The 18,274-nt window shown below is 59.6% G+C and carries 21 protein-coding genes and 2 tRNA genes; 9 read left to right on the top strand and 14 right to left on the bottom strand.

Translation table 11 applies throughout. The features are described 5' to 3' along the window. Positions 1-3: 3 nt before the first annotated feature. Both ACR0JF_RS13170 and ACR0JF_RS13165 read right to left on the bottom strand, forming a co-directional pair. Positions 4-1,035, bottom strand: a complete 1,032-nt coding sequence (locus ACR0JF_RS13170; protein WP_170660887.1) for a glycosyltransferase family 4 protein — start codon at positions 1,033-1,035, stop codon at positions 4-6. A gap of 21 nt (positions 1,036-1,056) precedes the next feature. Further along, positions 1,057-2,229, bottom strand: a complete 1,173-nt coding sequence (locus ACR0JF_RS13165) for an MFS transporter (protein ID WP_170660886.1) — start codon at positions 2,227-2,229, stop codon at positions 1,057-1,059. A 141-nt stretch (positions 2,230-2,370) separates the two neighbouring features. On the opposite strand from ACR0JF_RS13165, the gene ACR0JF_RS13160 reads away from it, so the two are divergent. The 3 genes from ACR0JF_RS13160 (at position 2,371) to ACR0JF_RS13150 (ending at position 5,274) form a co-directional block, all read left to right on the top strand. Beyond that, entirely contained in the window at positions 2,371-3,513 is a 1,143-nt protein-coding gene (locus ACR0JF_RS13160) for a DUF3095 domain-containing protein (protein WP_170660885.1), read from the top strand. Between the two features lie 99 nt (positions 3,514-3,612). After that, on the top strand, positions 3,613-4,047 hold the full coding sequence (gene hpaR / locus ACR0JF_RS13155; protein ID WP_170660884.1) for a homoprotocatechuate degradation operon regulator HpaR: 435 nt from the start codon (positions 3,613-3,615) through the stop codon (positions 4,045-4,047). A 531-nt stretch (positions 4,048-4,578) separates the two neighbouring features. After that, positions 4,579-5,274 carry a fumarylacetoacetate hydrolase family protein gene (locus ACR0JF_RS13150; RefSeq protein WP_170660883.1) on the top strand — a complete coding sequence of 232 codons (696 nt, stop codon included), beginning with the start codon at positions 4,579-4,581 and terminating at the stop codon, positions 5,272-5,274. A gap of 3 nt (positions 5,275-5,277) precedes the next feature. Here the strand turns inward: ACR0JF_RS13150 and ACR0JF_RS13145 are convergent, their stop codons facing one another. Then, positions 5,278-6,492 carry a DNA glycosylase AlkZ-like family protein gene (locus ACR0JF_RS13145; protein ID WP_170660882.1) on the bottom strand — a complete coding sequence of 405 codons (1,215 nt, stop codon included), beginning with the start codon at positions 6,490-6,492 and terminating at the stop codon, positions 5,278-5,280. A gap of 4 nt (positions 6,493-6,496) precedes the next feature. Then, on the bottom strand, positions 6,497-7,522 hold the full coding sequence (locus ACR0JF_RS13140; protein ID WP_170660881.1) for a LacI family DNA-binding transcriptional regulator: 1,026 nt from the start codon (positions 7,520-7,522) through the stop codon (positions 6,497-6,499). A gap of 137 nt (positions 7,523-7,659) precedes the next feature. Here ACR0JF_RS13140 and ACR0JF_RS13135 point away from each other — a divergent pair. From ACR0JF_RS13135 to nadC, 5 genes are all read left to right on the top strand, one after another. Continuing rightward, positions 7,660-7,736 (top strand) — tRNA-Arg (locus tag ACR0JF_RS13135). A gap of 117 nt (positions 7,737-7,853) precedes the next feature. Beyond that, a complete protein-coding gene (locus tag ACR0JF_RS13130; protein WP_480669459.1) occupies positions 7,854-8,774 on the top strand; it encodes an NUDIX hydrolase in 921 nt (306 codons plus the stop codon). Between the two features lie 77 nt (positions 8,775-8,851). Next, positions 8,852-9,823, top strand: a complete 972-nt coding sequence (gene nadA, locus ACR0JF_RS13125) for a quinolinate synthase NadA (protein ID WP_170660880.1) — start codon at positions 8,852-8,854, stop codon at positions 9,821-9,823. Further along, positions 9,820-11,358 (top strand): L-aspartate oxidase, encoded by a 1,539-nt coding sequence (locus ACR0JF_RS13120; RefSeq protein WP_170660879.1) that lies wholly within the window; start codon positions 9,820-9,822, stop codon positions 11,356-11,358. Before nadA ends, ACR0JF_RS13120 begins: the two co-directional genes overlap by 4 nt. Positions 11,359-11,370: 12 nt before the next feature. Next, positions 11,371-12,240 carry a carboxylating nicotinate-nucleotide diphosphorylase gene (gene nadC / locus ACR0JF_RS13115; protein WP_170661072.1) on the top strand — a complete coding sequence of 290 codons (870 nt, stop codon included), beginning with the start codon at positions 11,371-11,373 and terminating at the stop codon, positions 12,238-12,240. Positions 12,241-12,684: 444 nt separating this feature from the next. Here the strand turns inward: nadC and ACR0JF_RS13110 are convergent. The 6 genes from ACR0JF_RS13110 to ACR0JF_RS13085 form a co-directional block, all read right to left on the bottom strand. Then, a tRNA-Phe gene (locus ACR0JF_RS13110) sits at positions 12,685-12,759 on the bottom strand. Positions 12,760-12,838: 79 nt separating this feature from the next. Continuing rightward, complete coding sequence (locus tag ACR0JF_RS13105) at positions 12,839-13,021, bottom strand: DNA gyrase inhibitor YacG (protein ID WP_170660878.1); 183 nt, start codon at positions 13,019-13,021, stop codon at positions 12,839-12,841. Next, a complete protein-coding gene (locus tag ACR0JF_RS13100; RefSeq protein ID WP_170660877.1) occupies positions 13,018-14,040 on the bottom strand; it encodes a ribonuclease E/G in 1,023 nt (340 codons plus the stop codon). Before ACR0JF_RS13100 ends, ACR0JF_RS13105 begins: the two co-directional genes overlap by 4 nt. Next, the gene (locus ACR0JF_RS13095; protein ID WP_170660876.1) at positions 14,037-14,615 is read right to left on the bottom strand and encodes a Maf family protein; all 579 of its coding nucleotides are present in this window, start codon (positions 14,613-14,615) and stop codon (positions 14,037-14,039) included. The genes ACR0JF_RS13100 and ACR0JF_RS13095 overlap by 4 nt, the downstream gene beginning before the upstream one ends. Positions 14,616-14,626: 11 nt before the next feature. Next, positions 14,627-14,845 carry a translation initiation factor IF-1 gene (infA, locus tag ACR0JF_RS13090; RefSeq protein WP_005978431.1) on the bottom strand — a complete coding sequence of 73 codons (219 nt, stop codon included), beginning with the start codon at positions 14,843-14,845 and terminating at the stop codon, positions 14,627-14,629. 90 nt (positions 14,846-14,935) lie between these two features. Next, the gene (locus ACR0JF_RS13085) at positions 14,936-15,811 is read right to left on the bottom strand and encodes a carbon-nitrogen hydrolase family protein (RefSeq protein ID WP_170689441.1); all 876 of its coding nucleotides are present in this window, start codon (positions 15,809-15,811) and stop codon (positions 14,936-14,938) included. Between the two features lie 146 nt (positions 15,812-15,957). On the opposite strand from ACR0JF_RS13085, the gene ACR0JF_RS13080 reads away from it, so the two are divergent. Next, on the top strand, positions 15,958-16,173 hold the full coding sequence (locus tag ACR0JF_RS13080) for a hypothetical protein (RefSeq protein ID WP_170462965.1): 216 nt from the start codon (positions 15,958-15,960) through the stop codon (positions 16,171-16,173). A gap of 97 nt (positions 16,174-16,270) precedes the next feature. Here the strand turns inward: ACR0JF_RS13080 and ACR0JF_RS13075 are convergent, their stop codons facing one another. The 4 genes from ACR0JF_RS13075 to ACR0JF_RS13060 are packed head-to-tail and all read right to left on the bottom strand — an operon-like array spanning position 16,271 to position 18,200. Further along, positions 16,271-16,870 (bottom strand): GNAT family N-acetyltransferase, encoded by a 600-nt coding sequence (locus tag ACR0JF_RS13075; RefSeq protein WP_170660874.1) that lies wholly within the window; start codon positions 16,868-16,870, stop codon positions 16,271-16,273. Beyond that, complete coding sequence (locus ACR0JF_RS13070; RefSeq protein ID WP_170660873.1) at positions 16,863-17,261, bottom strand: ketosteroid isomerase-related protein; 399 nt, start codon at positions 17,259-17,261, stop codon at positions 16,863-16,865. The genes ACR0JF_RS13075 and ACR0JF_RS13070 overlap by 8 nt, the downstream gene beginning before the upstream one ends. 3 nt (positions 17,262-17,264) lie before the next feature. Further along, the gene (locus ACR0JF_RS13065) at positions 17,265-17,717 is read right to left on the bottom strand and encodes an arsenate-mycothiol transferase ArsC (protein WP_170462968.1); all 453 of its coding nucleotides are present in this window, start codon (positions 17,715-17,717) and stop codon (positions 17,265-17,267) included. A 3-nt stretch (positions 17,718-17,720) separates the two neighbouring features. Beyond that, positions 17,721-18,200, bottom strand: a complete 480-nt coding sequence (locus ACR0JF_RS13060; protein ID WP_170379879.1) for a UPF0262 family protein — start codon at positions 18,198-18,200, stop codon at positions 17,721-17,723. Between the last annotated feature and the right edge of the window lie 74 nt (positions 18,201-18,274).

Below are 18,274 nucleotides of genomic sequence, written 5' to 3'. Positions count from 1 at the left end.
GCTTCACGCGCTCAGCAGGCGCTTGTAGAGGGCCACGAGGGTCTGTGCTTCGCCTTGGATGTCGAAATTCTGCTCCACATGGGTGCGGGCGGCCTGTCCGGCCTGAGACAGGGAATCACGGTTTTCCAGCATTTCCGCGGCCGCATCGGCCAGTGCCGGGATGTCACCCGGGGCCACCACCCGGCCCAGAGACGGGTCGGTCACGATCTCGGAAAACGCGCCGACATCGGTTGCGACAACGGGCACACCGCAGGCCATCGCCTCAAGCGGGGTGAGGCCGAAACCCTCCCACCGTTGCGGGGCGATGAACAGGTCCAGTACCTGATACCATTCGGCAATCTGGTCAACCGTCACCTCGGGCATAAAGAGGATACGGTCCGACAGGCCCGCCTTGGTGACCTTGTCTTTCTGCTCGGCCAGAAAGGCCGTGTGTTTTTCCGTCGCGCGGCCCATGACAATGCCCGAGACGTCCTTGGATCGCGCGCATAGATCAATCATGGCGTCGACGAAAGCGTCCGTGCCTTTCTGATGGCGGATGCGTCCGTAGCAGCCAAGCAGCAAGCCGTCCGGCAGCCCCAGCCGAGCGCGAAGGGCGGCTTTGTTCTCAGGCGGGGTAAAGTCGTCCAGGTTGATGCCATGCATGATCACCTGCGCGTCTCGTTCCAGATAGCCCGCGGTCTTGCGCGAGGTCGCGACAATCGCATCCATCTTGTCGATCAGCCATTTCGTATAACCCGTATGTGCCCGTTGCGAGGCGCTGGTGAACAGCAGCTTCAACTTCAACCGGAACACATTGCGCAGGATTAGGCCGAGTAGCATCTCGGTATTGCGGCGCGCGTGCCAGACCCGCAGCGTTCGACGGGACAGGAAGGGCAGGCGACCCAGCGGGATATGCGGAATGTCGGCGGGCAACCCCGGCCCGGTAGCGGCGATGTCGATCTGTTGGGCCTGCAAGGGGACCAGCCGTGCGATCGTTGCCGTCACGCCCGAAAGCCTGCGTTTGAGATTGGGGGCAATGACGACGAGGTCTTTCACCGGGTTCTCCTGATCGTTGCGTTAGTCGACGCTATCCCGGCTGAATAGATAGATCACGCATCCAATGGCAAGGGTGACTGCGAAAAAGCCGAATATCGACATGTAAGGGGCCGTCGGGCTGACGTCGGTATAAGCTGCGTGTATGCGTCCAGTCGCAAATTGTGCAAGCCCCACCCCGCCGATGCCGAAAAGGTTCAACAAGGTCACGCCGCGCCCGGTTAGATGCGGCGGGATGAAGGCTCGGCCATGGGCCATGATGACCGGAAAGCTCGCGCCCAGAAACCCGATCAACGACAACATCGCGACTGACACCCAGACAGCGCTATCGACCCACAGGCACAAAAGCCCAAGCGCGACCGCACAGAGGACATTTCCGCCGACAATCACCCATTTGCGGGTGCCCAGAAGACGATCTAACGGGCCGTAGACAAAAGTCCCCGCGATCATCGCGGTTCCCATCACCAGCGTAGCCGTACCGATCTGCGTGGTGGTCAGGCTGAACACGTCGTTCAGATATGGCCCCGCCCAAAGCCCGCGCAATGCCGCAGCCGGGGCGTAAGCGACCAGCATCAACGGCAGGATGAGCCACAAGGCAGGCTCTTTCAGCAGATCCAGCAGAGAACCCTTATGGTCGGTTTCGACCTTTTCCGGATCTCGCACGCTGAACCAGATGCCCAAGGCGATTGCGGCAGACAGAACCGCCAACCCAACCATCGTGGCGCGCCAGCCCATCAGCTCGACCGCAAGCGCCGTTGGGTAGGACGCAACCAGATTGCCAACCGACCCGACGCCCAGCATCAGCGCCGCAAGCGTGGCGAACCGGGCCGGAGGATACTCGCGTGCAAAGATGAAGTACGAGGCCATCAGAACCGGCGAACAGCCAACGCCGATCAGGGCCATCGCGATGCTGACATGCAGCGGGTTGGTGGCGGCGGCAAAAACAAGCGCCCCTCCGGCCCCGCCGATCAGCAGCAGGACAGATGCGCTGAGCCTTGGTCCAATGCGATCCAGCGCCCAGCCGACCGGCAGCTGCATCGCGGCAAAGACGAGAAACCAGAGGCCTGAGGCGAAGGCCAGATCCTCGGGCGAGGCCCCGATATCACGCGCCAGATCAAGGCTGAGAACGGCCAGAAACGCGCGAAAAAACTGGCTCAGGACATAAGCCAGACATAGTACAACCAAACCTGCCTGCATGAACGGCCCTTTCCTGCGCATTTCCACCGCCCTGATTGGCACGCCGTGGCAAAACGCACAAGCACGTGTACTATGTTGCAAGGGGAGGACAGCGATCACATTCGGGCTAGCTTAACCTCCAATTGGAACAAAGGGGGGACGATGAAAGACCTCCATTCAGATTTTTACGAGTCCCTGCCGCTTTGGCGCGATTTTACCCTTCTGTCGGACCCGGCGCAGTTTGCCTCGGTTCCGGACGATTGGGTTGTGGGTGTTGCCGACATTGTGGATTCAACCGCGCAGATCGCCCAAGGACGGTACAAAACCGTCAACATGGTCGGTGCTGCGGTGATCTCGGCCATGATCAACGCTTTGGAAAACAAGCCTTTTCCTTATGTCTTTGGTGGCGACGGGGCTGGGTTTGCCGTGCCCCCCAGTGCGGTGGATATCGCGGCGGGGGCGTTGGCAACCCTGCGGCGCTGGGCCGAAGAGGAGTTTGAGATGCCGTTGCGCGCGGCTCTCGTTCCGGTGGCGGAACTGCGCAAAGCCGGGAAGGACCTGAGGGTCGCGCGCTATGCTCCGTCCACCGGGGTGGACTACGCTATGTTCTCGGGCGGAGGTCTGGCTTGGGCCGAGGCACAGATGAAATCCGGGCACTATTCGGTCGAGCCCGCCGCGCCTAACGCGCAGCCAAACCTGACCGGCCTGTCCTGCCGCTGGTCCAATAGCCCTGCGCAGCATGGACAGATCGTCTCGGTCGTGGTGCAGCCTACGGCCCAGGCGACAGAGCGGGATTTTGCGGATCTGGCGCAATCTGTTGTCACTATGGCCGCAGAACTGGATCGTTCGGGGCATCCGGTTCCAGAAAACGGACCTCCGATGACGTGGCCGCCGCCGGATGTTGGGCTGGATGCCCATGTTTCGCGCGCAGGGAGCAATCTGTTTGCGCAAAAGCTGAAACTGCTTGGGCAGAACCTGTTGATTGCCCTGTTATTTCTGACGGGCAAGCGGTTGGGGCAGTTCGAACCCGGCCACTATCGGCGTATGGTCAGCCAAAACGCGGACTACCGCAAATTCGACGATGGCTTGAAAATGACGCTGGACTGCGACCCTGCCACGTTGGACCGCCTCCAGCGTATGCTGGATGAAGCCCGCGGCCGCGGCAAAATACGCTACGGCCTGCACGTACAGGATGAGGCGATGATGACCTGCTTTGTCCCCTCAGCCATGCGGGACGATCATGTGCATTTCGTGGATGGGGCTTCTGGTGGATATGCAAAAGCCGCCGAGGCGATGCGGGTTTAGCTTAACAGTAGTGGATTTAAACCTATAGCTATCAGAGTCTTACGAGCCTTTCCTCTCAGGGCGACTTGAGACTTCCTGCTTTTTCAGCGATGATTCAGCATGTCCGATCAACTCCCATTGGTGTCGCGATCCCTGCCCATCGCTTTGTTGCGCGCCCGAGAAAGGGTGATGGGCCCCATTCGCAAATTGCTGATTGATGCCGGGGTGACCGAGCAGCAATGGCGCGTGCTGCGCCTTCTGAAAGAAGAAGGTGCAAGCGAGCCGACCGATATCTCGGAGCGGGCATGCCTGTTGTTGCCCAGCCTGACGCGCATCTTGCAAAAACTGGAAGAAAAGGGCCTGATCAAGCGCCGCTGTCACCCCAAAGATCGACGACGTCAGATCGTCGAGATCACCGCGAAGGGCGAACAGATCATTCAGGACAATCTGACGGGCATTGTTCAACAGGCCGATCGCATGCGCGCGCATCTTGGTCCCGAAAAGCACGAAACGCTTCTGGATATCCTCAACGAGCTGAAAGAGTTCGAAGAGTGATCCTCTGAATTAAAACCCCGCCGGAGAAGGTAGGGGGAATTCTCCGGCGGGGTGGCCAGACCCGGGTTGGATTCTGTGCCTGGCCCAAGGCCGTTGCGTGTCGTCTTACCCGACGGCCCGGCCCACGTGTCGGAGGGCGCGTCAGCCCCAAAACAGGGTCTAACGCGGGCGAAAATCCCAGGGGGATGGGCGTCTTCGCCTGCCGTCTCCGATACGTTCACGTCCCAATGCCGACATGTTGAGGCGTCCGCAAGAGGTATCTTCAGGTCACTTCATTCGTATTGATCTTTCCGACATTACTTCTGTGCCGGGCAGGTGGTGGGGGTGCCATCAATTCTCAAATCTACTAGGCGATCTAGCGCGATTTTACTTGTTTCCAAGGGATTCATACGTCCAGATGCGCCGCGGTGGGAATTGGGCGGCTTTGCGCCTGATCTCGCTGCAGATGTCGGCGTGAACCGGCGCATAGCTACGGCTTGCCAGTTGCGTGCCAGACGATAAGCTGCGCGGCGCAACATTCAGGGGATCGCCATGCCGCATCTGTTTTCACTACCCGAACCAATCTCGATCCCCGTGGTCGGCGAACAGGCAACCTATCCCATCGGTCGGATTTTCTGCGTTGGGCGCAACTATGCGGCGCATGCCGCCGAAATGGGCCACGAGGTAGACCGCGAGGCGCCGTTCTATTTCACCAAGTCTCCTGCAAACGCAATTCTGACCGGAGCCAGCGTGCCGTACCCGCCGGGTACCGAGAATTACCACCACGAGATGGAGCTGGCCGTCGCCATCGGTCGCCCCGTGTTCCACGCCACCAGCGCTGAAGCTTGGGCGGCAGTCTACGGCTATGGCTGCGCGCTGGATATGACCCGTCGCGATCTTCAGATCCGCGAGCGCAACAAACAGCGCCCTTGGGATCTGGGCAAGGATGTGGAGAACGGCGCTGTCTTTGCGCCTTTGACCCGCGCCGCCGAGTGGTCCCCGGAGGACAGCAAGCGCATTCATCTGAGCGTCAACGCGGAAGTCCGGCAGGACGCGACTTTGCATGAGTTGATCTGGAAAATTGATGAGATCATCTGCCACCTGTCCGGCTTCTATCACCTGCGCCCCGGCGACGTGATCCTGACGGGCACCCCTGCCGGGGTGGGGCCGGTTGGTGCAGGGGATGAAATTGAAGGTGGGATTGATGGGTTGGAGCCCATTCACCTGACCCTGACGGATCCAGAATAGAGCCTATTTAGGCTCTTTCAGCCAGTCATTGGCAAATTCGACCGTATCAAGACCGGCAAACCGGCGCACTCTGTCCAACTCGGAATCCAGCCGTCGCGTGCGCGCATCCGACCACCGTATCGCGCGCTCCGGCCACAGGGCTTTTACACGCAGATTACCTTCATCGCGATGGGCTTTCATGTCGATCCGGCCAATCAGCTTGTCGCCTTCCAGCAGCGGGAAAACATAGTAGCCATAGGTCCGCTTGGGCTCGGGCACGAAGACCTCGATCCGGTAGTGAAAACCAAACAACCGCTCGGCCCGGTTCCGGTCTCTCAACATAGGGTCAAACGGGCTGAGAACCCGGATGCGGCCTGTTGGTGCGGGCAGATCGCTCAGACTATCGGTCAGATCGGGGCGGGCAAACAGTTTGCGCAGGCGCCCGTCGACGCAAGCAACCACGACTTCTTCCAGTGCACCTGATTGCAACCCTTGGGCGCACCATGCCTTGGCCTCAGCCGCGCTGACGGTATCCCAGAACGCGGCCAGCTCACCCGAAGTGGCAAAGCCAAGCCTGTCCAGCGCCGCATTGCAAAGCCAATCAACCGTCGCCTCGGCGTCATAGGGTCGCTGACCGGGGCAGAGATGCGTTTCGATAACCCGTTCGGTCAGATCATAGCGTTTCTGAAACCCCTCACGCCCGACAACGGTCAGCGCGCCAGAGCGCCAAAGGTACTCAAGCGCGGTCTTGGACGGGTGCCAGTCCCACCACCCGCCCGAGCCCTTCATTTCATCCTTCCCCACGTCGGACGAGGACACTGGCCCATGGTCGCGGATGTGGTTCAGAACCGTTTCGAACTGCTGCTCAAACCCGTCACGACGCCAGTTCTTCCACCGCGATTTCAGCAGATCTGCATCGCGCTGGAACCGCAGATGCCAATGCGCGTAATACTCCATCGGAATGACGGCGGCATCGTGGGTCCAGTGTTCGAATAGCGCCCGGTCCCGCTCATACAAGCGCTTGAGGTTACCGCTGCGATAGCTGGGCCTGCGCGAGAACAGGATCATGTCATGCGCGCGTGCCACCGTATTGATACTGTCGAGTTGAACGAAGCCCAGCCTCTGGATCAAGTCCAGCAGATCGGTGCCCTTAGAGCCGCCCGAAGGTGCCTCGGCCAGCGCGTGGCGATCCATGAAGATCGCCCGCGCCATGCGGTTGTCCAGCCGTTTCAGCGCCACGATATCAGCGCCGTTTCAGCGTATCCCCAAAGTTGACCTTGGGGGTCAGAGTCACGCGAGTCTCGATCTCGGCATTCGGATCGTCAAGCTGCGTGGCGATGATCTTGGCCGCTTGCCGTCCGATCTCAAGTCGGCAGGCATCCATCGTCGCCAGTTTGCGGGGTAGGCCCTGCAGAAGTTCGACATTGTTGAAACCTGCCAAGCCGATCTGACCGGGAATGTCGATGCCTTGCTCTAGTAGGTACAACAATCCCCCAGCGCCGATCATGTCATTGGAATAATAAAGGAAATCCAGATCGGGTGAGCGTTCCAGCATGGCTTGCGTCATCTCACGCCCCTTGGCCAGAGCCGAGCCGCCGGAATAAAATTCCCGATCCTCGATCTCGATCCCGTGCTTGCCCATAACCTCGGTGAAGCCTTCGAACCGTTTTCGCGCCCTGTGATCCAGAGGCATCTTGGTGCCCATGAAGCCGATATGTTCATAGCCCGCTTTCAGGATCGCCTGCGCCATTTCGCGACCCGCGCGACGATGAGAGATCCCGACCATCGCATCAACCGGTTTGCCATCGGTATCCATGATCTCAACCACTGGAATTCCGGCCGAATCCAGCATCGCCCGCGCCGCGTCGGTATGCTCCAGCCCGGCAATGATCACCCCTGAGGGCCGCCACGAGAGCATCTCATACAGCACCTTTTCCTCTTTCTCAGGCAGGTAGTCGGTGACGCCGACCACAGGCTGCAGATCGGTGTCCTCCAATACCTGATTGATGCCGGTCAGAACCTCGGGAAAGACCATATTGGACAGGGATGGAATGATGACCGCCACCAGGTTGACCCGGCTTGAGGCCAGCGCGCCTGCGATCTTGTTGGGCACATAGCCCAGTTCTTTCGCGGCGGCCAAAACGCGGGTGCGCGTCGCATCCGACACATCGCCCCGATTGCGCAGGACCCGGCTGACCGTCATCTCGGATACCCCAGAGGCCTCAGAGACATCGCGAAGGGTAAGCGGGCGTTTTGTTTCTGTGTTCACTGAGGGCACCTGCGTTGTTGTTTTATCCGATGCTAGCGTAAACACCGTGCAGTTTACAACTGTTCAGCACGCCTACAGCAAACCCACAGTAAACCCCATGACAAGCCGAAAAAACAAAGGTAGAGAGGGCTTTGCACGGCCCCGTGGCTCAACTGGATAGAGCAGCCCCCTCCTAAGGGGCAGGTTGCAGGTTCGAATCCTGCCGGGGTCGCCACTGCAAATGCCGGAAATGCCTTCAATCAACTGCGAAAACCTCATTTTGAGGTCGGTGTTGGCGCCAAGGCATTTTCCTCAAGCAAAGGTTTGAAATCTGGGTTAGAAATCAAACACGATGTCAATGATTGGCATTGCGCAATACACAGGTACCTTCTTGCCCAGCGGACTTGCCCCTGCCGAACTGATCGCAATCCTTGTCGCCGTGACCGACAACCAGCCTCGTGTCATGACCTTGCGGGGGGGTGAGGCGCTGCCATCGGGGCCGTTCGAGTCTTCTCATCGCAGCCTACAGAGCAGCCTGCGTGCCTGGATCGAAGCGCAGACCGGCCATCCCGTGGGTTATCTTGAGCAACTCTATACCTTTGCGGACAGGGATCGCGATCCTCGGTCCGGGGATGTTGAAACCTCGCAGCGGATTTCGATCAGCTATCTAGGGCTGGTGCGCGAACAGGATGCAGCCGGGGCAGGGCGCCCGTCGTGGCGCAGCTGGTACCGGTACTTCCCGTGGGAAGACCATCGCGACAGCATCCCCGAGGAAGTGCCGCGTATCGCCGATCGCCTGACGGCTTGGGCTGGGGCAGATCCGCTCAAGGCACAGCGTGTCGACTATCTGTTCGGTCTGAACGGAAAGACGTGGAACGAGGAACTGGTTCTGCAGCGCTATGAGCTGATGTATGAGGCCGGTCTGGTCGATGTGCCCGAGTTTGGCTTGCCCATGGCGGGCGACAACCGCCGCATCCTTGCCACTGGCATTTCGCGGTTGCGGGCCAAGATCAAATATTCTCCGGTCGTGTTCGAGCTGATGCCCGAAAGCTTTACCCTGCTTCAATTGCAGCGCACGGTCGAGGCGTTGTCGGGTCTGCATTTGCACAAACCCAATTTCCGCCGCCAGATCGACCAGCAGGAACTGGTTGAAGAAACAGGCGAAATCTCGAGCGGCACCGGCGGCCGCCCGGCGCGTCTGTTCCGATATCGACCTGCTATTCTTGAGGCCCGCATGCTGTCGGGCGCAAGGCTGCCTCTGTCCAAATCCTGAGTTGCGCTTGACATAATCTCGAATCGAGAATAATCACGGCTCGAATGTACTCGAATCGAGTATAAATGGAGGAGCCAATGAAAGATTTCCGCCTGCCAGAGTTGTACGATCGGGTAAAGCAAATCATTCCGCCAGCTGAATGGATGCAGTACGAAGAGGATCTGGAAGCCATCCTCGACCTGAAGCAGCAGAAGAATGCCGTCATCCTTGCGCACAATTACCAAACGCCCGAGATCTTTCACGGCGTGGCCGATATCGTAGGTGACAGCCTGGCCCTGGCGCGCGAAGCCGTTGAGGTCGACGCTGACGTCATTGTACTGGCCGGTGTGCACTTCATGGCCGAAACCGCCAAGCTGCTGAACCCCGAGAAGACCGTGCTGATCCCCGATATGGGGGCGGGATGTTCGCTGGCGGATTCCATCACGCCCGAAGATATCGCGCTGCTGCGCGAAGCCCATCCGGGTGTGCCGGTAATCACCTATGTCAACACATCGGCTGCGGTGAAGGCTGCCTCAGATATCTGCTGCACCTCGGGCAACGCGGTGAAAGTGGTAGAATCCCTCGGGGTGCCGCGCTTGTTGATGATACCGGATGAGTACCTTGCCAAGAACGTCGCCAAAGAGACCGATGTTGAACTGATCGCCTGGCACGGGCATTGCGAGGTGCATGAGCTGTTCACCCCGGACGACATTCGGGCTATGCGCGAGGCATGGCCGGGTGTCACGGTGCTTGCCCACCCGGAATGTCCACCCGAGGTCGTGGCCGAGGCGGATTTCTCAGGCTCTACCGCCGTGATGTCGGACTTCGTCGGCGACAAGAAACCGGCAAGGGTTTGCCTTCTGACCGAATGCTCCATGAGCGACAACGTGGCACTGAACCACCCAGATGTGGAGTTTGTGCGCCCGTGCAATCTGTGCCCGCATATGAAGCGCATCAGTTTGGGCAATATCCGTGAAGCTTTGGAATTGGGTCGCCACGAAGTTACCGTCGATCCGGCCATCGCCGACGATGCGCGCCGTTCGGTCGAGCGGATGCTGGCCGTGAAATGATCCGGCTTGAGGGGCTCCACGACCGGATCGCCGTCATCGGTGGCGGTATCGCAGGGCTGGTGGCCGCACTGGAACTGGCGCCGCAGCCTGTGGTGCTGATCACCCGCGCCGGGCTTGGGCAGGAATGCTCAAGCGCCTGGGCGCAAGGGGGGATTGCCGCGGCGCTGGGTGCTGATGACGATCCTGCCCGGCATCTGGCTGATACGCTGCGGGCCGGAGATGGGCTGTGTGATGCAACTGTCGCCTCGGGCATCCTGTCAGAGGCCTCGGAGGCGATCGCGGTGCTTGAGCGATACGGCATTCACTTCGACAGGGCGCAGGATGGCACATTGGCCCTGGCGCGCGAGGCCGCGCATTCCCGTCGACGCATTCTGCACGTAGGCGGTGACCGGACTGGGGCCGAGATCATGTCCGCTCTGACCCGCGCGGTGCAGAATTGCCCTTCGATCACCTGCCTGACGGGGGTTGAGGTCCGGCGGTTTCTGACCGCTGAGGGGTGCGTCGCCGGTGTTCATCTGCAAGCGATGGGTCAAGCGACCCTATTGCGGACAGCTCGGGTCATCATGGCGACAGGTGGGTGCGGTGGTCTGTTCTACGCCAGCACCAACCCATCCGGCAATTTCGGGCAAGGGCTGGTGATGGCCGCACGTGCAGGCGCAGCGCTGCGCGATATGGAATTCGTGCAATTTCACCCGACCGCGCTGGTCACCTCCCAAGCACCCTTGGCCCTGATCAGCGAGGCGGTGAGGGGCGAGGGGGCAACTCTGATCGACCAGAATGGCAAGCGCTTCATGGCACATATCGCGGATGCCGAACTGGCCCCGCGCGATGTGGTGGCCCGCGCCGTGCATCACGTCATCGCAGGCGGAGGGCGCGCGTTTCTTGATGCCCGCGCCGCGCTGGGTGCGGGCTTTGCCAAACGTTTCCCCGGTATTCACGCCCTGTGCGCAGCCCAAGGCATCGACCCTGCGCGCGATCCGATTCCAATACGCCCGGCTGCGCACTACCACATGGGTGGCATTGCCGTTGACCAGACCGGCCAGAGTACGTTGCCCGGGTTTTGGGCGATCGGTGAATGTGCGGCGACCGGTTTGCACGGGGCCAATCGCCTTGCCAGCAATTCTCTGCTCGAGGCTGTTGTGATGGCGCGCCGCGCCGCCGGCAATGTTGCCGCCAGCACGATGCGCGCCCGGACCTTTGTCCCCAACGCCGCTGCATTGCCTGATCCCGATCTTGCGACTGTCCGGCCGACAATGTCGCAGCATCTGGGTGTGATCCGCCATGGTGCTGGGCTGCGGAACGTGATCTCGAACCTGTTGCCGCATGTTCAGTCATGTGGGCCAACCTCGGACCCGGCCCTCGTGGCGCTAGCAATCGCGGTTTTCGCCGAACAGCGCCGGGGCTCCTGCGGGGGACACCATCGTAGCGACTTCCCTGAGCCAGAGATTAATCCGCGATCAAACCAGATGAATATGACCGAAATCCTGTCGCATGCGGGTTCGGTCGACCAAGAACGCCAGCTGAGGACAGCCTGATCCATGACCGCAATGCCCCTTACCCCGTTGCCGCGCACGATGTTTGAGCCGATGATACGCCGCACTCTGGACGAAGACCTCGGTCTGGCGGGCGATGTCACCTCTGCCGCCGTCATTCCATCAGATCATCGATCCGAGGTTGTGGCCTGCGCCCGTCAACCCGGTTGCATCGCCGGCCTGGACTGTGCCGAACTGGCCTGCGCCTTGGTTGATCCCGCCATTACTATAACTCGCCATGTGAACGACGGAGACTCGGTTTCGAGCGGCGCGCCGATCGCAACTTTCCAAGGGCCGTCCCGCAGCCTGCTGATCGCTGAGCGGACCGCTCTCAATTTCATGGGTCATCTCTCGGGCATTGCCAGCGCTACCGCTGATCTGGTGCGCCGTGTCGAAGGCACACGTGCCTCAATCGCCTGCACCCGCAAGACAACCCCGGGTCTGCGAGCGCTGGAAAAATATGCTGTACGTGCCGGCGGAGGCATGAATCACCGCTATTCCTTAAGCGACGCGGTGCTCATCAAGGACAACCACATCGCCATTGCCGGAGGCGTCGCCCCCGCCCTGACCCGCGCGAAACAAACGGTCGGCCATATGGTCAAGATCGAGATCGAGGTCGATACGCTTGCGCAGTTGGAGGAGGTTTTGGAAATCGGTGCCGATGCCGTGCTGCTCGACAATATGACCCCGACCACACTGCGTGAGGCCGTGGGTACGATTGATGGGAGAGCCATTGCCGAAGCCTCCGGCGGGATCACACCCGACACCGTGCGCGTCGTGGCTGAAACCGGGGTCGATCTGATTTCCATGGGCTGGATCACCCACAGCGCACCCTGCCTTGATATCGGTCTGGATTTCGTCGCAAGTCACCCCCGAAAATACTGACCGCAAAAGGCTGGACACTGAGGCCACCGCCAGCTTGGAGGGTATGGCCCTGAGAAAGTTCACGACTTTTTGCTTCGCTGCGCGGCATCAATGGCCTCCTCTTTTCATCGAAACGATTGGCGTGCCGAGCTCATGCGTGCACTCGCCTCAACGCCAGATTTTTGCGCCCACCCTGCGGTCTACCTTGGCGAAAAGAAGGAAGGTGTTTGACTGGCAGCCGCAGAAGAGGAGAAACCATGGCCTTAGCTCACAGCCCAAGCCACAAGTCCATTGTTACCGCTCTCATTGGTTGGGAGTCCAATGCACCTCAAAAAAATTGTAGGTGTGGAGCAAAATACGGAGCAAATTGTGTAGCAAATCGCCACCCTTGGAGGTCGAAAAAAATTCGAGCGCATATTTAATATAATAAAATCAAATAGTTACTTGTATGGTGTTTGATTTTAGTGGTGCCCGGGGGCGGAATCGAACCACCGACACGAGGATTTTCAATCCACTGCTCTACCCCTGAGCTACCCGGGCACGGGAATGGCAATAGCCATTGGGTGGAGGCCTTCTATGACTTGCACCAAGCAGTGTCCAGAGGCTTTTTGACATTTTTTCAGTGCGGACGGCGGGGGATGTCTTCGGGTTCGGAAATAGCGTCTTCGATATCCTCTTCGCGGTGCGAGGGCACGGCGTAGGATCCGTTCAGCCACTTCGCCAGATCCAGATCCGCACAGCGTTTGGAACAGAACGGGCGGTATTTGGAAACCGTCTTTTCCTGACAGATCGGGCAAGTCATTCCAGCACCTCACTCAAAGGGATGCGCCCACGTTTGCGTTGTAGCTCGAAATGGCCCAGCGGTGTCCAACCTGCGAGCGTCGTTTCGATCCAGTCCGCCTTGAACGCGGCGCGTAGGGCTTGCTCCAGACCACGACGGTCTTTCTTGGGCATCGGAGCCATGTCGATGGTGATTTGCCCACCCAGACCGCGCACCCTCAGGGCGCGTGGAAGGGTCTTGGCGCAGGCGAAATTGGCCTTTGTGCCAGCTGCTAGCGAAGTGTCGGCTCCGGTATTCACATCCACCGCAATTAGTGCGCGAGTGGGTTCGATGCATAGATGCCCTCCGCCCGGCAGGGGCTCGGCACTGCCGCGGGCAATGTCCAGCGCGTCCAGAACGCCGTGATGTTCGAAACCACCGGCCTCGGTCACGACATCCGCCGGGTCGGTCCAGTCTCGCCAGGCCAGGATATGAGGGCCGTCACCTTCAGCCAAGGTTTCAGGCTTGGTACCCGGATCTTTCAGGACCTGTTCTGCCTGCGTCAGCATCGCGCCGATATCTTCGGCGATGTCATCGGCATCCGCACCAACGCAGCATGACCGTAGAATGAGGCCGTAGGCGCTGTCGCCCATGACCTCATGGGCGATTTCCAGCAGGCGGTCACGCTCATCCTCGTCCTTGATGCTGCGCGAGATGTTCAGGCCCGGAGCCTCGGGCGTCACGATCGCATAGCGGCTTTTGAACAGAACGCGGTCGGTGACCGGTACGGCTTTGCCCGGCTCGGCAAAACCTGTCACCTGCACCAGTAGAAGCGCTCCGGGTGCGAGGCCCTTGATCTGGCGCAGAAAGGCGGGTCCGTCCGGCGTGGTGAGGAACATGCCGCCCTGGCCCTTGACCGGGCGATCCGCGCGGGCGCGGTAGATCGTGCCGGGGGGCGGTGCGTCTCCGGCGATCAGAAAATCGTCGAGCTTGCCGTCGACCATCAGCGCGGCTGCTTCGCGGTCTTCGATATGGTCCAGAACGATTGTGCGGCCTTTCATGGCGCCTCTCTGTACAATGGATAGCCGATTGCCTGCAAAAGTGCGGCGGTCTCGGACAGGGGCAGGCCCACGATGCCGGTGAACGATCCGGAAATCCAGGGAATGAACGCCCCAGCCGGACCTTGGATGGCATAACCACCCGCCTTGCCCTGCCAGTCATCTGTCGCAAGATAGGCGTTCACCTCGAGATCCGACAAGCGTTTCATCTTGACCTGAGAGACCACGTCTCGCTGCAACACCCGGTCTCCGCAGCGCACCGCGACCGATGTCACGACCCGATGCCGACGCCCGGACAGAGCGTGCAGAAACTCGGCCGCTTCTCCTGCGTTTTCGGGTTTGCCCAGAATGCGACGCCCCAACGCCACCGTGGTGTCCGCGCACAAGACAATATCTGCACTATCCGCCTGAACAGCCAGCGCTTTTTCGCGCGCAATACGGCTACAATAGGGAACCGGAAGCTCGCCCTTCAAAGGCGTTTCGTCGATGTCAGGAGGGCGCACGTAATCGGGCTGCACGCCAAGCTGCGCCAGCAGGTCCAGCCGCCTTGGGCTGCCCGATCCGAGGATAAACGCCATGAGGTAGGGCGTTACTTGAAGCGGTAGTTGATCCGACCCTTGGTCAGATCGTAAGGGGTCATCTCGACCTGAACTTTGTCGCCGGCCAGAACACGGATGCGGTTCTTGCGCATCTTGCCTGCCGTATGTGCGATGATCTCATGGCCGTTTTCCAGCTCGACCCGAAACGTCGCATTAGGCAGGAGTTCCTTCACGACACCGGGAAATTCGAGCGTATCTTCCTTGGCCATGTTGTCTCCATCATTACGTTGCACTCGCAGAATCTGCGAGGATCTGCGCTTAAATGAGCCTATTTTTCCCTTATTTCAAGGGCGGAATCATTAAAGCGCGGAGAATGTGACAGATTCGACTCGGGGGGATTGCTCGTCCCAGTGGGTTCGATTCAGGACATGCCCGTCGGCGCGGACATCGGCGATGGCGCTCAGGTCGATATCGGCATAGGTCCAGCCCGGTTGGTTCAACACACCTTCGGCCAGAACGCCCGTCTGTGGAAAGCCCTTGTCAGGCGGGCCAAAAATGCCGCCTGTGCCGGTGTTCATATCCACGGCCTCGGACCATTCATTGTTCCCCACCAAGGACGCCATGACCGTAACGCATTGATTTTCCAAGGCACGCGACATCGCCCCGATGCGCACGCGCCAATACCCCGCTAACGCTTCGGTACAGGAGGGGACAAGGATCAGATCCGCATCGCTCAGGGCGCGGCCTAGCAGGGGGAATTCGCTGTCATAGCAGATCAGTACGCCGATCTTGCCCAATGCCGTGTCGAACAGTTTAAGAGGGCCGCCGGGGGCGATGTCCCATTGTTCGCGCTCGAACCGGGTCATGATCTGCTTGTCCTGATGGTCCTGACGGCCATCTGGCGCATAAAGTTCCGCCCGGTTCACCGGACGCCCTGCACCTGTTGCGACTGGGGCCGAAGCCCCTAGGATGTACGTCTTGTATTCCTTCGCCAAGCGCTGGTGCAGGTTCTGCACATCTTCTATCCGGTCCGAGACCGCCTGAATCGACCGCTCCAGATCAACCGCCACGTCGGCCCCGTCCAGTGTCGAAAGTTCCATTGCGCCGTATTCGGGAAAGACCAGTAACTCGGCCCCGTTCCCGGCGGCCTGCGCCACCCAGGCGTTCAGCTTGTCCTCGTATTGCGCCCAACTGTCGAGCCAATCGAGGTCATAGGCGGAGGTGGCGACTCTCATGAATCTGTCCTTCGATACTGATTTGCCGGGACACTAAGTGACGATTGCTGGGCATGTACAGGCCCAACCTTTCAGTCGGACAAAACGACGACAAAGTGAATTGGAGGTCTAAGGCCCATGTGGTTTAATCGCACCCGGAGGGCACCATGCAAAAACCTGAAAGCTTCGAGAAGTTCTATTTCGCCAAGGTCGGCATGGGTGAGGCCTGCGGCTGCGCGGAACGTGTCATTGACGTCTATGAGTTCAATCGCAAAGGCGGCGCCCAGAGCAAAGACAGCGTGGTCCCGAAAAAGCGCAAGACCAGGTCACTCCGCGGCTGGGCCGTGAAATACGGTCTAATCAGTCGAAGGCGTCAAGGTTGAGAACTTTGCCTCGCTGGTCTTACAGGACTTTCTCAGAACGTGGCTGCAGTTTAAGCCTGCGTTGATTGGGTATGGCACCGGAGACTGCCGGCAAGGCTCATGCTGACAAATCCCGGATCCAAAACTGCAATGGCTTGAGTGTCTCGCCCTCGTCCCCGACATCTTTCCACGAGAATTGAGCGATGGCTCCGGGTAATGGTTCGTAGCCGCGGGATCTCCAGAACGTATCAAGTGGGTTATAGGATTCGGGCCGCATTGGGTGATCTGCCGGGCGTTGGACGCTGCAGAAGGCGCATTTGGTGAAACCCTGCGCGCGGGCGTGGGCTTCGCGCTGATCGAAGAATTTGTGACCGACGCCTTGACCTCGGTAGTCGGACAGAAGGACGGATTCGGCACAGTAGAAAATCTGTGACAGGTCCAGGCTTGTACTTTTAAACGCGGCGGCAAAATCGTCGGCGTGGTCGGTCAACGGCGCGCCCGTCGACGCTCCGATCAGGTGGTCATTGTCGAAGGCGCCGACAACGATGGCCTTGTCGCTGTCGCGATAGGATTGCAGGTAGCTGCGCTCGTATTCCAGATCGCCATCATAGAGGTAAGGCCAGGCCCGAAACACCTCGATCCGCAGTCGCGCGACGTCGTCCAGAGCGGCCTCGAGGGCTGCACCGATCAGGGGGCGGACGGATGTAACCTCAGCCATTCGAGACCTGTTTGGTCCAGTCTGCAAGGTTATAGAAGGTGGTGACGCGGGTGATCTTGCCGTCATGCAGGTCAAAGAACGAGCCTGCAGGCAGGCGGTAGGTCTGTCCATGCGCCTCGGGCAGGCCCTCATCGGTTTCCAGATAGGTGCCGTTGACGATGAACTCGGCCGCAGCGCGGGTGCCACCTTGGGCATCGAACACCACGATATCGGTCAGGTTCTCTTTGTAGCAGCGGTTCATATGAGCGCAGAAAGCTGCGAATTTCTCTTTGCCGACGCGGATCTGGCCTTCGTTCACATGATGGGCCACGTCATCGGACAGACAGGCCAGCATGCCATCGACATCACCGGCGTTGAAGGCGTCGAAATAGGTCTTCACGGTCTGGTTCATGGGTCACTCCGTTGGTTCGCCCCAGCGGTCTTTCAGATGCTTGATGATCTGATCGCGGGTCTGTCGGTAGTGATGTAGCTTTGATTCCCGTGTCTCGCCCATCCCGGTAGGGTCCATTATTGGCCAATAATCGACATCGAGGTGGAAAATCCGGGTCAACTCCAGCGCTTTGCGCTGACTGGCCGGGGACAAAGCGACGATCAGATCGAACGAGCTGAGGTCGTCACCCCATTCCTGCATCTCGTCAAAGGATCGGGTGCGGTGGCGGGACAGCTCAACGCCCATTTCCTGACAGACTGCGATGCAGAAGCCGTCAATATCCAGATCGTTGCGGACGCCGGCGGACTGCACATAGGTGCCGGTGCCGTAGAACTTTTTCATGATGCCTTCGGCCATCGGAGACCGAACCGAGTTGTGGTCGCAACAGAACAGAATGGACTGCGGCAGAGGCGTCACCCGTTAGCCTCCAAAATGTAGCACGCAGATCAGCGTGAACAGGCGTCGGGCGGTGTCGGTGTCTACGTCGGCCTTGCCTTCCAGCCGTTCCTGCAAAACCCGGCTGCCTTCGTTGTGGATGCCCCGCCGGGCCATGTCGATGGTTTCGATCTGGCTGGGCGGCAGAGATTTGACCGCGTCGAAATAGCTTTGGCAGATCTGGAAATAGTCTTTCACCACCTGCCGGAACGGCCCGAGGGACAGGTGGAATTCGGCCGCTTTCTGGCTGTCTTCGGTGCTGATATCAAAGACCAGACGTTTGTCGCGGATCGAAAGCTGCAGGTGATAGGGGCCGTCGGGAATTGCGCGATCATCCCGCTGAGGCAGGTCAAAGCTGTTCTCCTCAAGCAGATCATAGATGGCGACCTTACGCTCCTGCTCGATCTCAGGGGTCGGCGGGGGCAGGTTCCGGTCATCCAGTTCGATATGCGAGATACGGGTCATTTTAACGGTCACAATCCTTCACGTCTGCTCAGACCTATAACAATGGATTTCAATGGGCAACGCACAGAAACGCC

The sequence above is a fragment of the Ruegeria sp. BG11 genome, from assembly GCF_056538565.1.
This window is presented reverse-complemented; position numbering and strand designations above follow the sequence as displayed.